17 protein-coding genes are annotated in these 16,585 nt (G+C 34.4%); 1 reads left to right on the top strand and 16 read right to left on the bottom strand.

What is annotated here, in order from left to right; genetic code table 11:
* Nucleotides 1-4 precede the first annotated feature (4 nt).
* The 16 genes from BMW64_RS10615 to BMW64_RS10540 all read right to left on the bottom strand — a co-directional run bounded on the left by BMW64_RS10615 (nucleotide 5) and on the right by BMW64_RS10540 (nucleotide 15,897).
* Nucleotides 5-940 (bottom strand): glycosyltransferase family 2 protein, encoded by a 936-nt coding sequence (locus BMW64_RS10615; protein ID WP_089999938.1) that lies wholly within the window; start codon nucleotides 938-940, stop codon nucleotides 5-7.
* A complete protein-coding gene (gene asnB, locus BMW64_RS10610; protein WP_089999937.1) occupies nucleotides 940-2,736 on the bottom strand; it encodes an asparagine synthase (glutamine-hydrolyzing) in 1,797 nt (598 codons plus the stop codon). The genes BMW64_RS10615 and asnB overlap by 1 nt, the downstream gene beginning before the upstream one ends.
* A 42-nt stretch (nucleotides 2,737-2,778) precedes the next feature.
* Nucleotides 2,779-3,447 carry an NAD-dependent epimerase/dehydratase family protein gene (locus BMW64_RS10605; protein ID WP_089999936.1) on the bottom strand — a complete coding sequence of 223 codons (669 nt, stop codon included), beginning with the start codon at nucleotides 3,445-3,447 and terminating at the stop codon, nucleotides 2,779-2,781.
* Between the two features lie 36 nt (nucleotides 3,448-3,483).
* On the bottom strand, nucleotides 3,484-4,425 hold the full coding sequence (locus tag BMW64_RS10600) for a glycosyltransferase family 2 protein (RefSeq protein ID WP_089999935.1): 942 nt from the start codon (nucleotides 4,423-4,425) through the stop codon (nucleotides 3,484-3,486).
* Entirely contained in the window at nucleotides 4,394-5,512 is a 1,119-nt protein-coding gene (locus BMW64_RS10595) for a glycosyltransferase WbsX family protein (RefSeq protein WP_089999934.1), read from the bottom strand. The genes BMW64_RS10600 and BMW64_RS10595 overlap by 32 nt, the downstream gene beginning before the upstream one ends.
* 17 nt (nucleotides 5,513-5,529) lie before the next feature.
* Complete coding sequence (locus BMW64_RS10590) at nucleotides 5,530-6,450, bottom strand: glycosyltransferase (RefSeq protein WP_089999933.1); 921 nt, start codon at nucleotides 6,448-6,450, stop codon at nucleotides 5,530-5,532.
* Between the two features lie 37 nt (nucleotides 6,451-6,487).
* Nucleotides 6,488-7,588 carry a DegT/DnrJ/EryC1/StrS family aminotransferase gene (locus tag BMW64_RS10585; protein WP_089999932.1) on the bottom strand — a complete coding sequence of 367 codons (1,101 nt, stop codon included), beginning with the start codon at nucleotides 7,586-7,588 and terminating at the stop codon, nucleotides 6,488-6,490.
* Nucleotides 7,585-8,646, bottom strand: a complete 1,062-nt coding sequence (locus BMW64_RS10580; RefSeq protein ID WP_089999931.1) for an acyltransferase family protein — start codon at nucleotides 8,644-8,646, stop codon at nucleotides 7,585-7,587. Before BMW64_RS10580 ends, BMW64_RS10585 begins: the two co-directional genes overlap by 4 nt.
* 91 nt (nucleotides 8,647-8,737) lie before the next feature.
* Complete coding sequence (locus BMW64_RS10575; RefSeq protein ID WP_228400912.1) at nucleotides 8,738-9,517, bottom strand: acyltransferase; 780 nt, start codon at nucleotides 9,515-9,517, stop codon at nucleotides 8,738-8,740.
* Nucleotides 9,504-9,929 (bottom strand): sugar 3,4-ketoisomerase, encoded by a 426-nt coding sequence (locus BMW64_RS10570; protein WP_089999929.1) that lies wholly within the window; start codon nucleotides 9,927-9,929, stop codon nucleotides 9,504-9,506. The genes BMW64_RS10575 and BMW64_RS10570 overlap by 14 nt, the downstream gene beginning before the upstream one ends.
* The gene (locus tag BMW64_RS10565; protein ID WP_089999928.1) at nucleotides 9,919-10,320 is read right to left on the bottom strand and encodes a sugar 3,4-ketoisomerase; all 402 of its coding nucleotides are present in this window, start codon (nucleotides 10,318-10,320) and stop codon (nucleotides 9,919-9,921) included. The genes BMW64_RS10570 and BMW64_RS10565 overlap by 11 nt, the downstream gene beginning before the upstream one ends.
* Nucleotides 10,317-11,576 carry an ABC transporter ATP-binding protein gene (locus BMW64_RS10560; protein ID WP_089999927.1) on the bottom strand — a complete coding sequence of 420 codons (1,260 nt, stop codon included), beginning with the start codon at nucleotides 11,574-11,576 and terminating at the stop codon, nucleotides 10,317-10,319. The genes BMW64_RS10565 and BMW64_RS10560 overlap by 4 nt, the downstream gene beginning before the upstream one ends.
* A 27-nt stretch (nucleotides 11,577-11,603) precedes the next feature.
* Nucleotides 11,604-12,452 (bottom strand): ABC transporter permease, encoded by an 849-nt coding sequence (locus BMW64_RS10555; protein ID WP_089999926.1) that lies wholly within the window; start codon nucleotides 12,450-12,452, stop codon nucleotides 11,604-11,606.
* Nucleotides 12,453-12,622: 170 nt separating this feature from the next.
* A complete protein-coding gene (gene rfbA / locus BMW64_RS10550) occupies nucleotides 12,623-13,486 on the bottom strand; it encodes a glucose-1-phosphate thymidylyltransferase RfbA (RefSeq protein ID WP_089999925.1) in 864 nt (287 codons plus the stop codon).
* A 12-nt stretch (nucleotides 13,487-13,498) separates the two neighbouring features.
* Entirely contained in the window at nucleotides 13,499-14,578 is a 1,080-nt protein-coding gene (rfbB, locus tag BMW64_RS10545) for a dTDP-glucose 4,6-dehydratase (protein ID WP_089999924.1), read from the bottom strand.
* A 5-nt stretch (nucleotides 14,579-14,583) separates the two neighbouring features.
* Entirely contained in the window at nucleotides 14,584-15,897 is a 1,314-nt protein-coding gene (locus BMW64_RS10540; protein WP_089999923.1) for a UDP-glucose dehydrogenase family protein, read from the bottom strand.
* A gap of 209 nt (nucleotides 15,898-16,106) precedes the next feature.
* On the opposite strand from BMW64_RS10540, the gene rimP reads away from it, so the two are divergent.
* The gene (gene rimP / locus BMW64_RS10535; RefSeq protein WP_089999922.1) at nucleotides 16,107-16,574 is read left to right on the top strand and encodes a ribosome assembly cofactor RimP; all 468 of its coding nucleotides are present in this window, start codon (nucleotides 16,107-16,109) and stop codon (nucleotides 16,572-16,574) included.
* Nucleotides 16,575-16,585: the final 11 nt, after the last annotated feature.

Raw genomic sequence — 16,585 nt, 5'->3', positions numbered from 1 at the left:
ATTATTATTTATAGTAATTGTATCGGTATCTTGTTTTTAATATTTCATAATTCTTAAAGGCTTCCCATATGATATTTACATACTTTCTAAAACCTTTTTGTTGAGAAAGGTCAAAAGATTTAAAACTTAAATAAATTCTTTTCCGGTATTTTGAAGGTAAATTGTTGATAACAGCCCAGTTGTAGAGAGATTGCCACAAAATAAGCTGTCTCTCATTATATTGAGGCGAATACTGAATGATCTTGGTAATCCTGTTATTATCATGAACTCCTCTGATAGCAACAGCCTTAGTGATAAATCCTGATTTTAAATAGCATGAATAAGAAAGTTTTATATTAAAATCTGAATCCTGATGTACACGCAAATCTTCATTGAACCTAAGCCTGTTTTTTTCAAGCACTGCTTTTTTTACAGTAAGTGCATTTAAATGAAAAAAAGTACCGAAGATTCTTGGAGTAAGTCCGAGCAAGCCTCTGAAAACCTCTTCTCCTTCAGCAGGATAATTTACGGTAGTAAGTGATATATCTTTAAATTTATCCTTAAATTCCCTCATGCCTTTCTCTGTGAGATATTCCACACCAATGGCACCGAAAGTCCCATCGACTTTAGAATTTTTAAAAATTTCTTTTTCTGCTTCGAACCTATTAGGAAGGTAATAATCATCAGCGTCAAGGAATGCAATGAATTCGCAGCTAGCTTTTTCAATTCCGAGATTTCTTGAGGCTCCGGCCCCATGATTTCCTTTGTCTTCATGTTGAAATAATTTTATCTTGGCATTTTCTGAAGCTATTTTCCGACATAGCTCCAGTGAACTATCTGTAGACTGATCTTCAATTAATAAAATCTCTTTTACCTCATCAAAATACAGAGCCGACTGTACAGATTTTTCCAGAAACTGCGCAGCATTGTATACAGGGATAATTACAGAAATGGAAAGCATTATAAATATTTTTGGTTGTTGTGTGCCCATAAGGCTAATTGCAGCAAATTCCAATGTCTATGGTCTTTAGTAAGAAATTGTTGTGTCGTTTTAAAATCTATGTAATTGAATACTTTCTGGGCAGGGTCTTTTAGCAGATCATCAGAAAGATTCATAAGGTTTTCTTCTTCAAACCAGTTTTTTACACTCATACCAAAGCCTTGTTTTTTTCTTTTTCTGATGGATTCCGTCCAGCAAGATTCCATTGCTTGCCGCAGAATAATCTTATCATTTTCACGGTTAATCTTTAGTTGTTCCGGGAGCTGAATGCAGAACTCTGCAAAATCAATATCAAGAAAAGGAGTTCTCACTTCCAGTGAATTTGCCATAGCCATCCTGTCGGATTTTACCAGCATATTTCCGGGAACATATTTTTCCAGATCATGCCGCATGATATCATTCAGAGAATCCGGATCAGGTGAGAAGCTAAAAGGCTGACAATAATTCGCTGTAATGCCTAAGAAAGCTCTTTCTTCTTTATTAAATACATTTCTTACAACATTCTGATGAAAATCAAGAATGTTTTCATATTCTAGATTTTTCTGTGTTAAAAAAGAAATTGGTCTAAACTTTTGATATAATGTTAAACCAAACTTGGCAATGATATTTTTATAACTAAAATGATTTCGCAAGAGGTTCTCTACCCTATAAAAATCATATCCACCAAATAGTTCATCACCAACATCTCCGGAGAGAACAACCGTGAGTTTTTCCCTTGCATTTCTGCAAATCTCAAAATGTGGAATAAACGATATATCCGCAAAAGGCTCATCAAAAAAAGGAGATATTTTAAGCAGTGATGTGGCCAAATCTTCCTTCTTTTCATGAACTTCAATATGATCGGTATTATATTTTAGGGCAATTTCTTTTGCATATTTCAGTTCACTTTCTTCGTGATCATAACCAAAACTAATGGTCGTCTGGTGAGGCAGAAATTCTGCTGCCATAGCAACGATAGTAGAGGAATCAAGACCACCGCTAAGAAAGCAACCAACTTTTACATCCGCTACAAGCTGCTTCTGAACTGCTTTTTTCAAAAGATAGCTGAATTCTTCTTTAGCTTCAGAAAGACTCAATAATCTGTCTTTTGAAGGAATACGATAATATCTCGACACAGCTATTTCCCTGTTTTTCCAGATCAGTTGATGAGCCGGGGGCAGAGTATATATATTTTCATAAATACTTTGGTGGGCACTTAGATATCCCTGTTTAAGATAATGGGAAAGTGCTTCCTGATTTACTCTTGGTTGAATAAGACCGGATGCAAGAATGGCCTTAATTTCCGATGCAAAAATAAATTCATTGTTTTTACCGACTGCATAATAGAAAGGTTTTTCTCCAAAACGGTCTCTGGCACAGAAAAGTTGCTGTTTTTCATTATCCCAAATTGCAAAAGCAAACATTCCAGAGAGGTCATGAATGAGGTTTTCTTTTTTTATCTGATACATAGCCAGTATCACCTCGGTATCTGAGCTGCCACGGTAATGATATTCTGAATATTTAACTTTAAGATCCTGGTAGCCGTAAATCTCACCGTTCAGAACAATGCATTCTTTTCCGCTATCAGAAAACATAGGTTGTCTTCCTGTTTCAGAGAGATCAATGATCGATAATCTGCGATGTCCTAAAGCTGCATTATCATAAAACTCACAATGTGAAGCGTCGGGCCCGCGATGTGCCATAGCATCAGTCATGTTGAGGAGTTCTTCATTATAATTCCGGGCATTATGGGCAATGATTCCTGCTATTCCACACATAAAATGTATTTATTAATGATTTATAATTCGCTTTCAAGATCTTTATAAGTGGCTTTTAAAGATTTTATCTAAATATTCTGATGGCGATATATCTCTGAAATAATCTTTAATGATCCTGTCAAACTCCATTTCATATAAGGCTCCTTCGTCTATAATTTCATAATTTGCCTTTCTGCCTAAATAATTTTCCATTCCGGATACAATTTCCAGTGGCTTATATTGATAAGGATACGCAAAGTCAATATGTTGATTTTTAAACTGCATTAAGGCATTTGAAACAAATTCTGCAATATCATCGACGCTTACCAGGATTCTTCCGGCATTTTTATGGAGTGTAATTTTTTTATTGGTTTCAATGGCACTTTTCAGGAAATTAATCAGAGTATTAGGATTTCCGCCTTTACCAACGGCATTTCCAATTCTAAAAATTAAAAAGTCCTTGTAAACTTCAGAGATGATATGTTCTATATTGATTTTGTGTTGTACGTAAAGACTGTCAGATTTAGAATTATCATACATGCTGCAGGTCGAAAAATAAATCAGCTTTTTGTCTTTGTATTGATCTGACGTAGAGTACAGCAGAGAAAGTTCCCTTTCAAATTCTGATCTATTTGTTTCCTGGGAATTTGAAACTCCTGAAGCAAAAAATACAACGTCATCTCTGTCATATTTTCTTAATGCATTGGCCAGCATGCCATTTCCAATTATCATAGTATTTGTGTTTTTTAAGTTTATATTTTTAAGTTATCAGTGATTGTTTTTGAGGGCGTAATACCGATATCTTGTTTTTAGAAGTTTAGGATTGAATAATACATATCTGATATAATTACAATACTTTTCAATTCCTTTCATAGAGGCAATTTTGGATGATAAATATTTATACCTAAAAATTTCAAGTGCTTCTTGAGGCATTTTCTGCTGTTTTTTTGCCCACCGGTAAAGTGACTCAAAAATGAGGGACTGATGATAAAAGTAATCTGAGGAATAATTTCTGATCTTGGTAATGGTATTGTTTTCATGTCCTGTCCGTACAGCAACAGGCCTAGTGATAAAGCCGGATTTCAGGTAAGTGAGATAAGAAAGTTTTACAATAAAATCTTTATCTTCACTTATTTTTAGCTTTTCATTAAGTCTTAGCCCTGTTCTTTGCAAAGCTGTTTTCCTAATGGTAAGAGCAATCATGGAAAAAAATGTTCCATGCTCTTTATTGATTTCAGACAAACCTTTGAAAACATCAAGACCTTCAGCTTCCTGATAAACTGTGGTAAGATCATCATTAAGAAATTTTTCCAAATATATTTCTCTTCCTTTTTCTGTAACAAATTCTGTTGAAATGGCGCCGTAAACCCCTTCTATTATGGGATCTTTAAAATATTCCCTTTCTGCATCGAATCTGTTTGAGAGGTAATAATCATCGGCGTCAAGAAAAGTGATAAATTCAGATGTCGCCATATCCATCCCCAAGTTTCTTGTGGCAGACACCCCATGATTTTTCTGATCCGGATGTTGAAGAACTTTTACAATTTTATGATATTCAGCAATTTCTCTGCATATCTCAAGAGAGTTGTCCTTTGAACCGTCATCAATCAGCAGTATTTCTCTGACTTCCGGGAACTGCGTCACAGAATTTACTGCCTTCTCAATGAAGTTTTCAGCATTATAAACCGGGATTATTACTGTAATGGTCATCTTCTTTTGTATTTTCTTCTTTTAATACTTCCAAATATTTTCTACCATATCTACGGTCAGGTTCCAGGTAATTTCCCTCAGCCCATTCATTCCAGGATTTTATAAAAATAATATTCTCGTCTTTCGGTTTGCTTTCTACCAGCTTAATTGCTTGACGTATATGTTTTCTGAAAAGATCGGGTGTAGAATCATGAAGAATCAGTGTTTTTCCTTTGCTTCGGGGGGAGTGATCCCAGTTCGGGAAAGCAGTAGGAATAATATGGTCTTTTTTTGATTCCTCGCCCAACAAAACATTTATGGCATCTTTGTATTGATAGACAGGAAGATTTGTAGGAATATTTTTAAGTTTATATTTAAATTTTTCTTTGAAACTAAGCTTAGGTTTTGGCAGTTGACGTTGAACCTCATTCATTCGAACAACGTTTACGGCGTCCAAGCCGAGATTCAAAACTTCCTGATATCTTCTGTAGTCGAAAAGATGTCCTACGAAATAAATCCCTTCCAGGGCATTTTCTTTGGCTAAAGAATTCCACAAATCCATGAAAAAACCTATATCAGGAATATCAAGGGGTTTGTAAATAACAAACAGGGGTTTGTTATTAACCCGAATATATCTTTTATCCTGAAATGCGGGTAATAATTCATAAAAATGGGCGATATAATCTTCTGTTCCAGGATATTTTTGTTCGGCAAGAATTTGATTATCCAATCCGTGCCATATTCCTTTCCATGTTTCATTGGCCCAGGCAAGACAAAATGGGAAATCCGGACTTCCTGTTTCCAGTACTTCCTTAAAAATACGTTCCAGAATCCTTTTTCCATTCCCAAACCAATAATGCCAATAGCAAAATCCTTCAATTCCGTGTTCTTTTGCAAGTTGTGCCTGTTGTATTCTTACTTCAGGAACTCTGAGATCATAGAACCCTAGCTCCGAAGGCAGATTCGGCTGATAGTGCCCTGGAAAGAGTGGTTTAGCTTTTGTTACATTCGTCCATTCCGTGAAGCCCTTTTCCCACCATTCATCATTTTCGGGAATAGGATAGTATTGAGGGAGATAATATGCTATGGCTCGGGCTTTTGTTTCCATTTTATGTTTTTATATTCTTACCAACTTTTATAATAAATTTTTTGAAAAAAAAGCAATGCATGATAAGTGAAATTTCCTGCATTATTCAAGATTAATTTTTCTGTAAGTGTTTTATTATCAAGTTCTTTAAGGTAGTTTTTATGATTTTCTGTCAATTTGTTTTCTTTATATGCCTGATGTATAAGCTGTAAAATTTTTTTTTTCATGACTGGCTGTTCTTTGTGTTTTAAATAAATATCAAAAAAAGAAGCATTTAAAAAATCTTTCTTTTTATGGGAGTTTGTAGCATGTATTCTATAGCTACAAGATGTATAATCATCATAGATAAAATCATACTTTTCACTTAACCTTAACCACATATCGTAATCTTCGAAGGTTAATGTTTCATCCCATCCTCCAATATCCTTTATCAAAGAGGATTTCGTGACACATGACATGGCAGGAATGAAATTATCATTAAGCAATGTTTCATAAAAGTTCCCGGACTCAAGACTTAAATATTTATGAAAATAGGGGATAAATGTATTTTGAAACCGTACCGAATGATCATCTATTAAGTAAGCATTTGAAAATACTAAAGCTTCATTTGGAGAGGAGTTTTCAAGAATTTTAACATGTCGTTCCACTTTATCACCTTCCATCAAATCATCTAATGCTATGGTGATGGTATATTTTCCTTTTGAGAGATTCAGCAGTTCGTTTAAAGACTTGCAGATACCCTGATTTTCTTTATGACTGATGAATTGGATATTTAGTTGTGAATTGTTTTTAATCCAATTATTGATTACTTCTACAGAATGGTCTTTAGAAAAATCGTCACAGATTAAAATCTCAATATTACTATATGTTTGGGATTTTATGCTTTCGAGCGATTCTGTTATAAACCTTTCCTGGTTATAACAAAGACATAGAATTGAAACAAGTGGTATTTGAAACATAAGATTTCTTAAATTTTATCTTTATCAAATTAAAAAGTTAAAATTGATTCACAATTTCTATTACTTTATCAGTCTCTTCCTCGGTCATTACAGGAGATATAGGCAGGCTTAATACTTCCTGATGAATCTTTTCACTTATTGGAAATGATAAGCCGTTCCAATCTTTATATGCTTGTTGCTTATGAGGTGGAATAGGATAATGTATTAGTGTTTGGATGCCATTATCAGTCATATATTTTTGAAATTTATCACGGTTTTGTAACCTGACTACAAATACATGCCATACATGTTCATTTTCGTCAACAGGATTTGCCGGAAGAATTATTTTTGGATTTGAGATTTTCAAATTATATTTTCTGGCAATTTTTTTCCTTATTGTATTTTCTTCGTCAATATATTTTAATTTAACGCCTAAAACAGCTGCTTGGATCTCATCTAATCTTGAGTTGAGCCCCTGATATATATTTACGTATTTCTGATCAGATCCATAATTAGCCAATGCTCTGATGGTTTTTGCTAAATTATCATCATTTGTTGTGACTGCCCCAGCATCTCCCAAAGCACCAAGATTTTTCCCCGGATAAAAGCTAAATCCGGCGGCATCTCCTAAGTTACCTGTTTTTTTTCCTTTCCACTCTGCGCCGATCGCCTGAGCATTGTCTTCAATAATTTTTAAATGATATTTTTCTGCCAGGTCTGTAAGCTTATCAGAGAAAACAATTCGTCCATACAAATGAACAATTAGAATTCCCTTTGTTTTTGAGGTAATCTTTTCTTCAATTTTTACAATATCAATATTATAATTATCAATATCAGGTTCTATGAGAATAGGAACCAAACCATTATCTGAAATGGCAAGAATTGAAGCAATGTACGTATTGGATGGTACAAGAATCTCATCTCCTTTCTGCATTATTCCCATTTCAATATATCCGCGAAGGATAAGGCGCAAAGCATCTAAGCCGTTAGCTACACCAATAGCATTTTGGGTTCCTATATAATGAGAAAGATGGCTTTCGAAAGCCGAAACTTCCTGCCCCATAAGATACCAGCCAGACTGAAAAACCTGCGAAATTTTTTTTTCGATTTCTTCTTGATGTAGTAAATTTATTTTTTGGAGATCTAAGAATTTTATCATGGAAATAAATTTTTTATTTTATTGTTTAATGGTTTTTCGAGAAATTCAAAAGAAAATATACTTACAACAAGTGTAATAATGAACATTTCTACCCCATAGGAAAGATTCTTAGGGTGTAGTCCAATTAGCCAATTAAGATTATTTGTATATGCCAATACTAAATAATGAGTCATATAAAATGCAAAGCTTATTTCACCTAAGTATACAAGACATTTCCATGAAAGAACCTTAGACGTCCAGGTTGTAGTTTTTGTATAAATAAAAGAGCTTGATGCCCCTAAAATGATCATACACATAGGGAGCCAATAATAAATTGAAAATCTATAATGTACAGGAATATTATCATGAAATGTAAGGAGTATCACAAGAATAATGAAACCACCTATTTCTAAAAAATTAAATAGCGATTGCTTTAGTTTTGGGCTTGTATTTTTAAGATAAATAATTACTTCAAATAAAAGAATCCCTAAAATGAAATCAAATATTCTTACAAATGGTGATATATATAACCAATAATGTGCTTTTACTTCATCTAATAATGTGATATTTAAGAAAATAACAACAAATATAAATGCAGCTAAAATTAGTATTTTGAAATATTTAGATAGTTTAGATATATTAATAACTAAAGCTGGAAATAATGTATAAAAAAACATTTCATCTGAAATACTCCAAGAGGGAGCATTATATGAAAAAAAAATTTTGGAATTTGGTATGTAACTTTGAAGTAGCAAGGCATTATATAGCAAATTTTTATATCCACTATAAAAAGCTGAGATAGAAAAAAGCAATGTTATAAAATGCAAGGGATAAATTCTTGCAAGCCGGGCAATATAAAATTTTTTTAGAGTAATTTTTTTATTGATAAATTTGTTCCTATAATTCAGAGCAAGTATAAAACCACTTAGTATAAAGAAAAAGCTTACTCCCAAAAAGCCTTCTGAAAAGAAAACTTCAAATAGGTCTTTATAATTTTTGTTTTCTTTTAAATAAGACAAATGACTTAAAAAAACAAAAAATGCAAAGAAGAATCTAAGTGATGTTAAAGGCTTAATCATTTTTAGTTGTCGATATTTTGATAATTTTAGAGTACAAATTCATTCAGGAAGAAATATTGTTTGAAATCTATCAATAGTCAATTAGTGGTATTTAATCGTTTTCGTATCCGTTTTCATTTTTCCATTTATCAAATCCTTCCTTTTCCCAAGGCATGGCTCTGGAAAAATTATAAGGCCATGGATAATGTGACTTTCCCGTTTCTCTTGATTTCATTTCGCGTACGTCTTTGATTTTTTTTCCGGGATTACCAACTATTAAAGAATAGTCTTCATAATTTCCTCCGATCAGAGATTGGGCACCTACTAAACAATGTTTTCCGATTTTTGTTCCAGGTAATAATACAGTGCCTACTGCGATCTGTGAAAAGTCTCCTACAGTGGCACCAATACATATATCAGAAGGAGGTGTGGGATCATTTGTAAATACTACATATGGATAAATAAAGACAAAATTTCCTATTGTAGATCTCTGGCCTATATGTACATTACTGTGAAGCCAGCAATTATTTCCAAAAGTAACATGCCCCTGTATGTCGGTAACGGTTCCCAATCTGCAGTTATTACCAAAAACTGAGTTTTCTCTTACCGTGACTCTGTGCCCTGTCGAGAAGCTGTTGCCGAACTGAGATCCGGCGTATATGATCGTATGACTTCTTATTAACGCATTTTCTCCAATGATTGTTTCAGGATTTACATAATTATCTCTGAAATAATAATCATTAAGGGGTTCTCCAATAATACAATCATTAGCAATGATTGAATTGTCACCAATAGTAACGTTGTCATAGATTACAGTATTGTCACCTATTTTTACATTTTTACCAATTTTTGCTTTATCACTTATGGATACGTTTCTGTTACTGAATTTCATTTTGATAATTTTTAAATTCTTCATAATTTCTTATATAATCGGCTTCATTATAAAAATGAGAAGCAAGCACCAGACAAATAGCTCCGGAAGAAAAATTGATCTCTGAAGCCCAGATGCCGGGAGGAATATGTAATCCAATATTGGGACGATTGAGAAATACATGCCTTTTGAATATGCCGTCATCTAAGGAAATTTCAAAGCTCCCACTTGCTGCAATCAAAAATTGGTGACATTCCTTATGAGAGTGAGCGCCTCTGCTTTCTCCTCCTGAGATATCATACAGATAAAAAATTCTTTTTACACTAAAAGGAAAAAAAGAGTCGTTTTCAACAACGGTAAGATTACCTTCATTAAAACTAATTTTGCCTAAATCAATAATATTACAATTGAATACAGAAATATTATTTTTCATTGTTCATATTTTTAAATTCTTCAAAATCCCTTATATAATCTTGCTCATTATAATGTTTGTCAGACACGATCAATGCTAATGAATTTGTAGAAAAATTTTCTAGTCTTCTCCAAAACATGTTAGGTATATATAATCCGTAGTAGGATCTGTTTAAAGAAAATCTCTGTTCTTCTTTTCCATCATGGATTACAACATCAAAACTTCCTGAAAGAGCAATAATAAATTCCTGCTGCTCTTTGAAGGCATGACTTCCTCTTACTTCTCCTCCCGGCACGTCATATATCCAATACGTTCTTCTGATTTCAAAAGGTAATTGATTGGGATGCTCAAAAAAAGATAAGTTTCCTCTTTTATCATATATTTTAGGAAGTTGTATTCTTTCGGGAATCATGGTGTTTTTAATTTATATTCAAAATTTGGTCTGGTTATTCCGGGATAAATGTACGTCATCGTTCCAACTTTTACATTTTCTATTTCAAATCCTATAAAGTTGTCAACTCCAAATAGAAGAATTTTTTGATCTTTTCCGAAATACAGTTTGAAATAATAATTTCCTGCATTTAAAAGTCCGGCTGGGATATCAAATTCTACGGTGTATTCGCCTATTTCTGAATCATTGTTCTCAGACAAAAACTTTCCTACATGAAAAATGACTAATTCTTCATAATTTTTCAGCTCAAACGTGGCGTCAAGATTAATATTCTGGCAATAATTCTGAAAAACAAGCTTAACATGTACTCCTGATTCAATATCCAGTAATTCTCCATAAATGGGAGATACGGAAAACTCTTTTATTCTTATATTTTCATTACCTATGGCATCATCCAAATTGCCGTTGTAGAGATAAGAGCTTTCCTTAGTGCTGCTTTTTTGATATTCTATAATCGTTTTTAGAATATCACCCTGATAAGTGATTTTTCCTTGATTCAAAAGAATTCCCTTATTACAAAGCTCTTTTATGGCAGTCATATTATGGCTTACAAAAAGGATCGTCCTACCTTCTCCTTTCGTTACATCTCCCATTTTTCCCAGACATTTTTTTTGAAACTCTGCGTCTCCCACTGCCAGGACCTCATCTACAATCAGAATTTCAGATTCCAGATGAGCGGCAACGGCAAAAGCAAGACGTACATACATTCCGGAAGAATATCTTTTCACGGGTGTGTCAATATATCTTTCTACTCCGGAGAAATCTACAATTTCATCAAATTTTCTATTGATCTCTTTTCTGGTCATGCCCAGAATGGCGCCGTTAAGAAATACATTTTCTCTTCCGGTCATTTCCGGATGGAAACCTGTTCCTACTTCTAACAGCGATGCAATTCGGCCCCGGGTATATATTTTTCCGGTAGTAGGTTTTGTTACTTTGCTTAAAAGTTTCAGGAGCGTAGACTTTCCCGCCCCATTTCTTCCGATGATTCCAACGGCATCTCCCTGCTCAATTTCAAAATTAATATTGCGCAAAGACCATACATATTCCGATTCTCCTTTTATAGTACGATCATTTACCTCACCTATTTTCAGATAAGGGTCCTCTTTACCTCTGATTTTATACCACATACGGTTGAGGTCATGGGATAATGTTCCGGTGCCTACCTGTCCTATCCTGTACTGTTTCGATATGTTTTCTGCTTTTAAAGCCAGCATATTTTAAAATTTGAAAATGTTAACGATTTAAACGGTGTCCATAAAAGTTTTTTCAACCTTATTAAATGTAAGTGTACCAATCAATAAGAGTAAAAGAATAATAACTGTACTGAAAATAAGCATTATCGGAGAAAATTTTCCGATCCCAAGCCATGCGTATTTGAAGCATTCAAAAATTCCGGTTAATGGGTTATAGAATGCTAATTTTTTGAAAAAACCAGGTAAAGCCGAAGTAGGATAGATCACAGGTGTTGCATACATGTACAAACTGACACCGAACCCCAAAAGCATACTCATGTCTTTATATTTTGTCGTAAGTGAAGAAAATATCATCCCGGTTCCCAAAGCAAATAGTGCCATAAGGATAATAAGAAATGGAGTTACCAGTATCCAAATAGTAGGCTGTATCTGTTTTTCTGCCAGATAATATCCCCAGACAATCAGAAATAAAAGAAACTGTACGCCGAAACGCATCAAGTTTGATATAACAATAGACAAAGGAGTAACTAATCTGGGAAAATATACTTTTCCGAAAATACCTGCGTTTCCTACAAATGTGGAAGATGTACTCAAAAGGCATGACGAAAAATAATTCCATAGTGTTACCCCAGAAAGATAAAACAATAAAGGTGGAGCACCATCTGTAGGTAAGTTGGCAATTTTTCCAAAAATAATAAGGTAAGTTATAGTAGTTAATATCGGATTGATAAAAAACCAGATGGGACCTAAGATTGTTTGCTTAAAACTGGATATAAAATCTCTTTTTACGAACATGTACACGAGATCTTTGTATTTCCATACCTCCTTAAGTTTTAAGTCGAATAAAGAATGCCTGGCTTCAATTATTTCGGTCCACTTTTGTTGTGGTTCATTCATTTGTGTAAAGTTTACTGCAAATTTATATTTTTTAATTATATCTTACACTTTTATTCTTAAAAAATTATCATTAATGAATAAAAAAGTTTTAAACTATATGAATATTTACCGCATTAAACAAAAAACTGCCGCTAAAAAGCAACAGTTTTTACAATATGATTATGTATTGATTATTTATGGATGAGTTTCTTCAGGTATTCACCATAACCGCTTTTCCCGTATTTTACTGCGGTTTCAAGTAGTTGTTCTTCATTGATGAATTTATTTCTGAATGCAATCTCCTCAATGCAGCCGATTTTGAATCCTTGTCTTTTTTCGATCACCCGTACAAATTCTGAGGCATCATTCAATGATTCAAAAGTTCCTGTGTCTAACCAGGCGGTACCTCTGTCTAAAACGCCTACTTCAAGTTTTCCCTTATTAAGATAGACATTGTTTACATCTGTTATTTCAAGTTCACCTCTTGCAGAAGGCTGAATGTTTTTTGCGATTTCAACGACTTCATTATCATAGAAATATAGTCCCGGAACAGCATAATTAGACTTTGCCTTTAATGGTTTTTCTTCAATGGAAACCGCTTTAAAATCATCATCAAATTCTACGACTCCATATCTTTCGGGATCTGAAACATGATAGGCAAAAACGACTCCTCCTTCAGGATTTGTTTTGTTTTTGAGAAGAGTACCCATTTCAGAACCGTAGAAAATATTGTCCCCCAATACCAGAGCTGCCGCATCATTTCCGATAAATTCATCTCCAAGTATAAAGGCCTGTGCCAGCCCGTCCGGACTAGGTTGTACCACATACTGAATATTACAGCCAATTTGTGATCCGTCACCTAATAGCTTTATAAAACCAGCCTGATCGTGAGGGGTGGTGATAATCAGAATATCCTTAATTCCGGCTAGTAAAAGTGTTGACAAAGGATAATAGATCATCGGTTTGTCATAAATGGGCATTAGCTGTTTGCTGACCGCAATGGTAAGAGGATAAAGCCTTGTTCCTGAACCTCCGGCTAAAATGATACCTTTCATCTTTATTTGTGTTTAATGGTATTGTTTTTCGTAGTATTTCTGGTAGTCTCCGCTTGTTACATTTTCCAGCCATTCTTTATTCTCAAGATACCATTCAATTGTTTTTGCCAAGCCTTGCTCAAATGTTACAGAAGGTTTCCATCCGAGATCTTTATTAAGCTTGGTTGCGTCAATCGCGTAGCGTTTATCGTGCCCCGGTCTGTCTTTTACAAACGTAATAAGTTTTTCGGAATAACCTTCAGGTCTGCCAAGTTTGGAATCCATCTGTTTAATTAATTCTTTTACCAGATCAATATTTTGCCATTCATTGAATCCTCCGATATTATACGTTTCCCCGATTTTAGCATCATTAAAAATCTGATGAATCGCCTTCGCGTGATCAATGACAAACAGCCAGTCTCTTGTGTACTTTCCGTCACCATAAATAGGTAATGGTTTTTCATTAATGATATTCGAAATACAAAGGGGAATCAATTTTTCAGGAAAATGATTCGGGCCATAATTATTGGAACAGTTGGATACAATAAAAGGCATTCCGTAAGTATTTCCATATGCTCTTACCAAATGATCTGAGGCCGCTTTCGAAGCCGAATATGGTGATTGCGGGTCATATGGAGTTGTTTCTAAAAAGAATCCGGTATCACCTAAACTTCCGTATACTTCATCGGTAGAAATATGGTAGAAAAGATTTTTTCTTTTTTCATCCGGAAATCTTCCGTGGGTATGATCCGGGTTAAGAGCCCAGAACTCTTTACATAAATTTAAAAGATTGGCAGTACCATTAACATTAGTATTAATGAAAGCCATCGGATCTGTAATGCTTCTGTCGACATGACTTTCTGCAGCAAGGTGTACAATTGCATCCGGACGATATTTTTCAAAAATCAATCTTAATTCGTTAGGTCGTGTAATGTCTGCCTTCTCGAAAACATAATTGGGTTCATTTTCAATGTCTTTCAGGTTTTCAAGATTTCCTGCGTAGGTAAGAGCATCGAGGTTGATAATTGTGCTGTCCGGATTGTTTTTTACAAACTCTCTTACAACGTGTGACCCTATGAAACCGGCGCCACCTGTAATGATTATATTTTTCATTAATTTTAGTTTATAATAGTTTTTCGGCCGATACTCTTATAATAGAAGCCGTTTTGTTCGGGAACTTCCAAAGGATACATATTTCTTCCGTCAAAAACTGCTTTGTTTTTCATTTTTCTGGCCATCAGTTCAAAATTAGGATTTTTAAATTCAGGCCATTCTGTAGCAATAAACAGAGCATCCGCATCTTCCAACGCATCATACATGGTTTTGGAATATTGAATTTTATCTCCTAAAAGTTTTTTAACATTATTTTCTGCAACGGAGTCATATGCTACAACTTTTGCGCCTTTCTCCAAAAGAATAGAAATATTATCAAGAGACGAGGCTTCGCGAATGTCATCCGTATTTGCTTTAAAGGCCAGTCCCCAAACAGCAATCGTTTTTCCTGCGATATTCCCGCCAAAGTATTTTTCGATTTCAGAAATAAGAATTACTTTTTGAGCCGAATTCACCTTTTCCGTTGCTTCTAAAATTCTGAAATCAAAATCATCGTTTTTTCCTGATTTTATTAAAGCTTTCACATCTTTAGGAAAACAGCTGCCGCCGTATCCGATTCCCGGGAATAAAAATCGGTGTCCGATTCTGTCGTCGCTACCCATTCCCAATCTTACTTTGTCAACATCTGCCCCTACTTTTTCACAATAGTTGGCAATTTCGTTCATGAAAGTGATTTTTACGGCAAGAAATGAATTGGCAGCATATTTAGTGAGCTCCGAAGATTTTTCATCCATAAAAATAATAGGAACTCCGGTGTTGGTAAAAGGCTGGTAAATTTTTGCCATGATTTCCTTTGCTTTGTCAGAGCTTGATCCTACAACCACTCTCGACGGATTCATGGAATCTTCTACGGCAAATCCTTCTCTCAGGAATTCTGGGTTGGAAACTACATCAAAAGGAATTTGAGTTTTTGATCCGATTACCTCTTTTACCTTATCGGCAGTACCTACCGGAACCGTACTTTTGTTGACGATTACTTTGTACTCCGTCATCATTTCACCAATATCATTGGCTACCTTCAGGACATAAGAAAGATCTGCTGAGCCATCTTCTCCCGGCGGTGTCGGCAAAGCCAGGTATATGACTTCACTTTCGTCCAGTGCTTCTTTTAAATCGGTGGTGAAAAATAATCTTTCGGACTGGATGTTTCTTAAAAACATTTCTTCAAGGTTCGGCTCATAAATGGGAACTACGCCGTTTTTCATACCTTCTACTTTTTTTTCATCAATATCTACACAGTATACTGAATTTCCAAGTTCTGCTAAAGTCGTTCCTGTGACTAAGCCTACATAACCTGTTCCTACAATGGTAATATTCAAAATATATGTTTTTTTTAAAATAAATACAAAAATAATAAAAATACCTTCATGCTACACTTTTAAATAATAATTAACTTATTCGCTTGATAATTAAGATATTTTGCTTTTTTAATAAAAAGTCGTATATTTGCAGTGGATTTACGGAAAAACATGGGAAGGCCTTCGGAAGAAAGCCTTTTTTCGTACGGTAAATCAAGATTAAATAACATATGGAGTTTAGAAAAAGAATTGAAGAATTATTAAATGATTTTCTGGAAACCAGAAAGGATTTATTTCTTATAGATCTGAAAATTTCTGCCGGAGATGATATTACAGTTATTTTGGATGGAGACAACGGAGTTTCTTTACAGGACTGTCTTGACGCCAGCCGTGCCATAGAATTCAATATGGATCGTGAAGAGCATGACTTCAGCCTTCAGGTAATGTCTGCCGGATTGAGTGAGCCCCTGGCAACTCCCAGACAGTTTAATAAAAATATCGGAAGAGAAATTGAGGTTCTCCTGAATGATTCTACGAAAATTGAAGGTGAGCTTGCAAAAGTGGATGATGAAAAGATTACTCTTATTCTGCGTTACCGAAAACCGAAAGATATCGGAAAAGGAAAAGTAGATGTGGAGGAGGACAAGGAAATTCCTTACGCTGAGATTAAAAAAGCATTAGTAACAATTAAATTTTAAAAGAAAAAGAA

This window comes from Chryseobacterium taichungense, from assembly GCF_900109935.1.
Taxonomy (GTDB): Bacteria; Bacteroidota; Bacteroidia; order Flavobacteriales; family Weeksellaceae; genus Chryseobacterium; species Chryseobacterium taichungense.
Note: the sequence above shows the minus strand (reverse complement) of the source record. Positions and strands in the feature narration are given on the sequence as shown.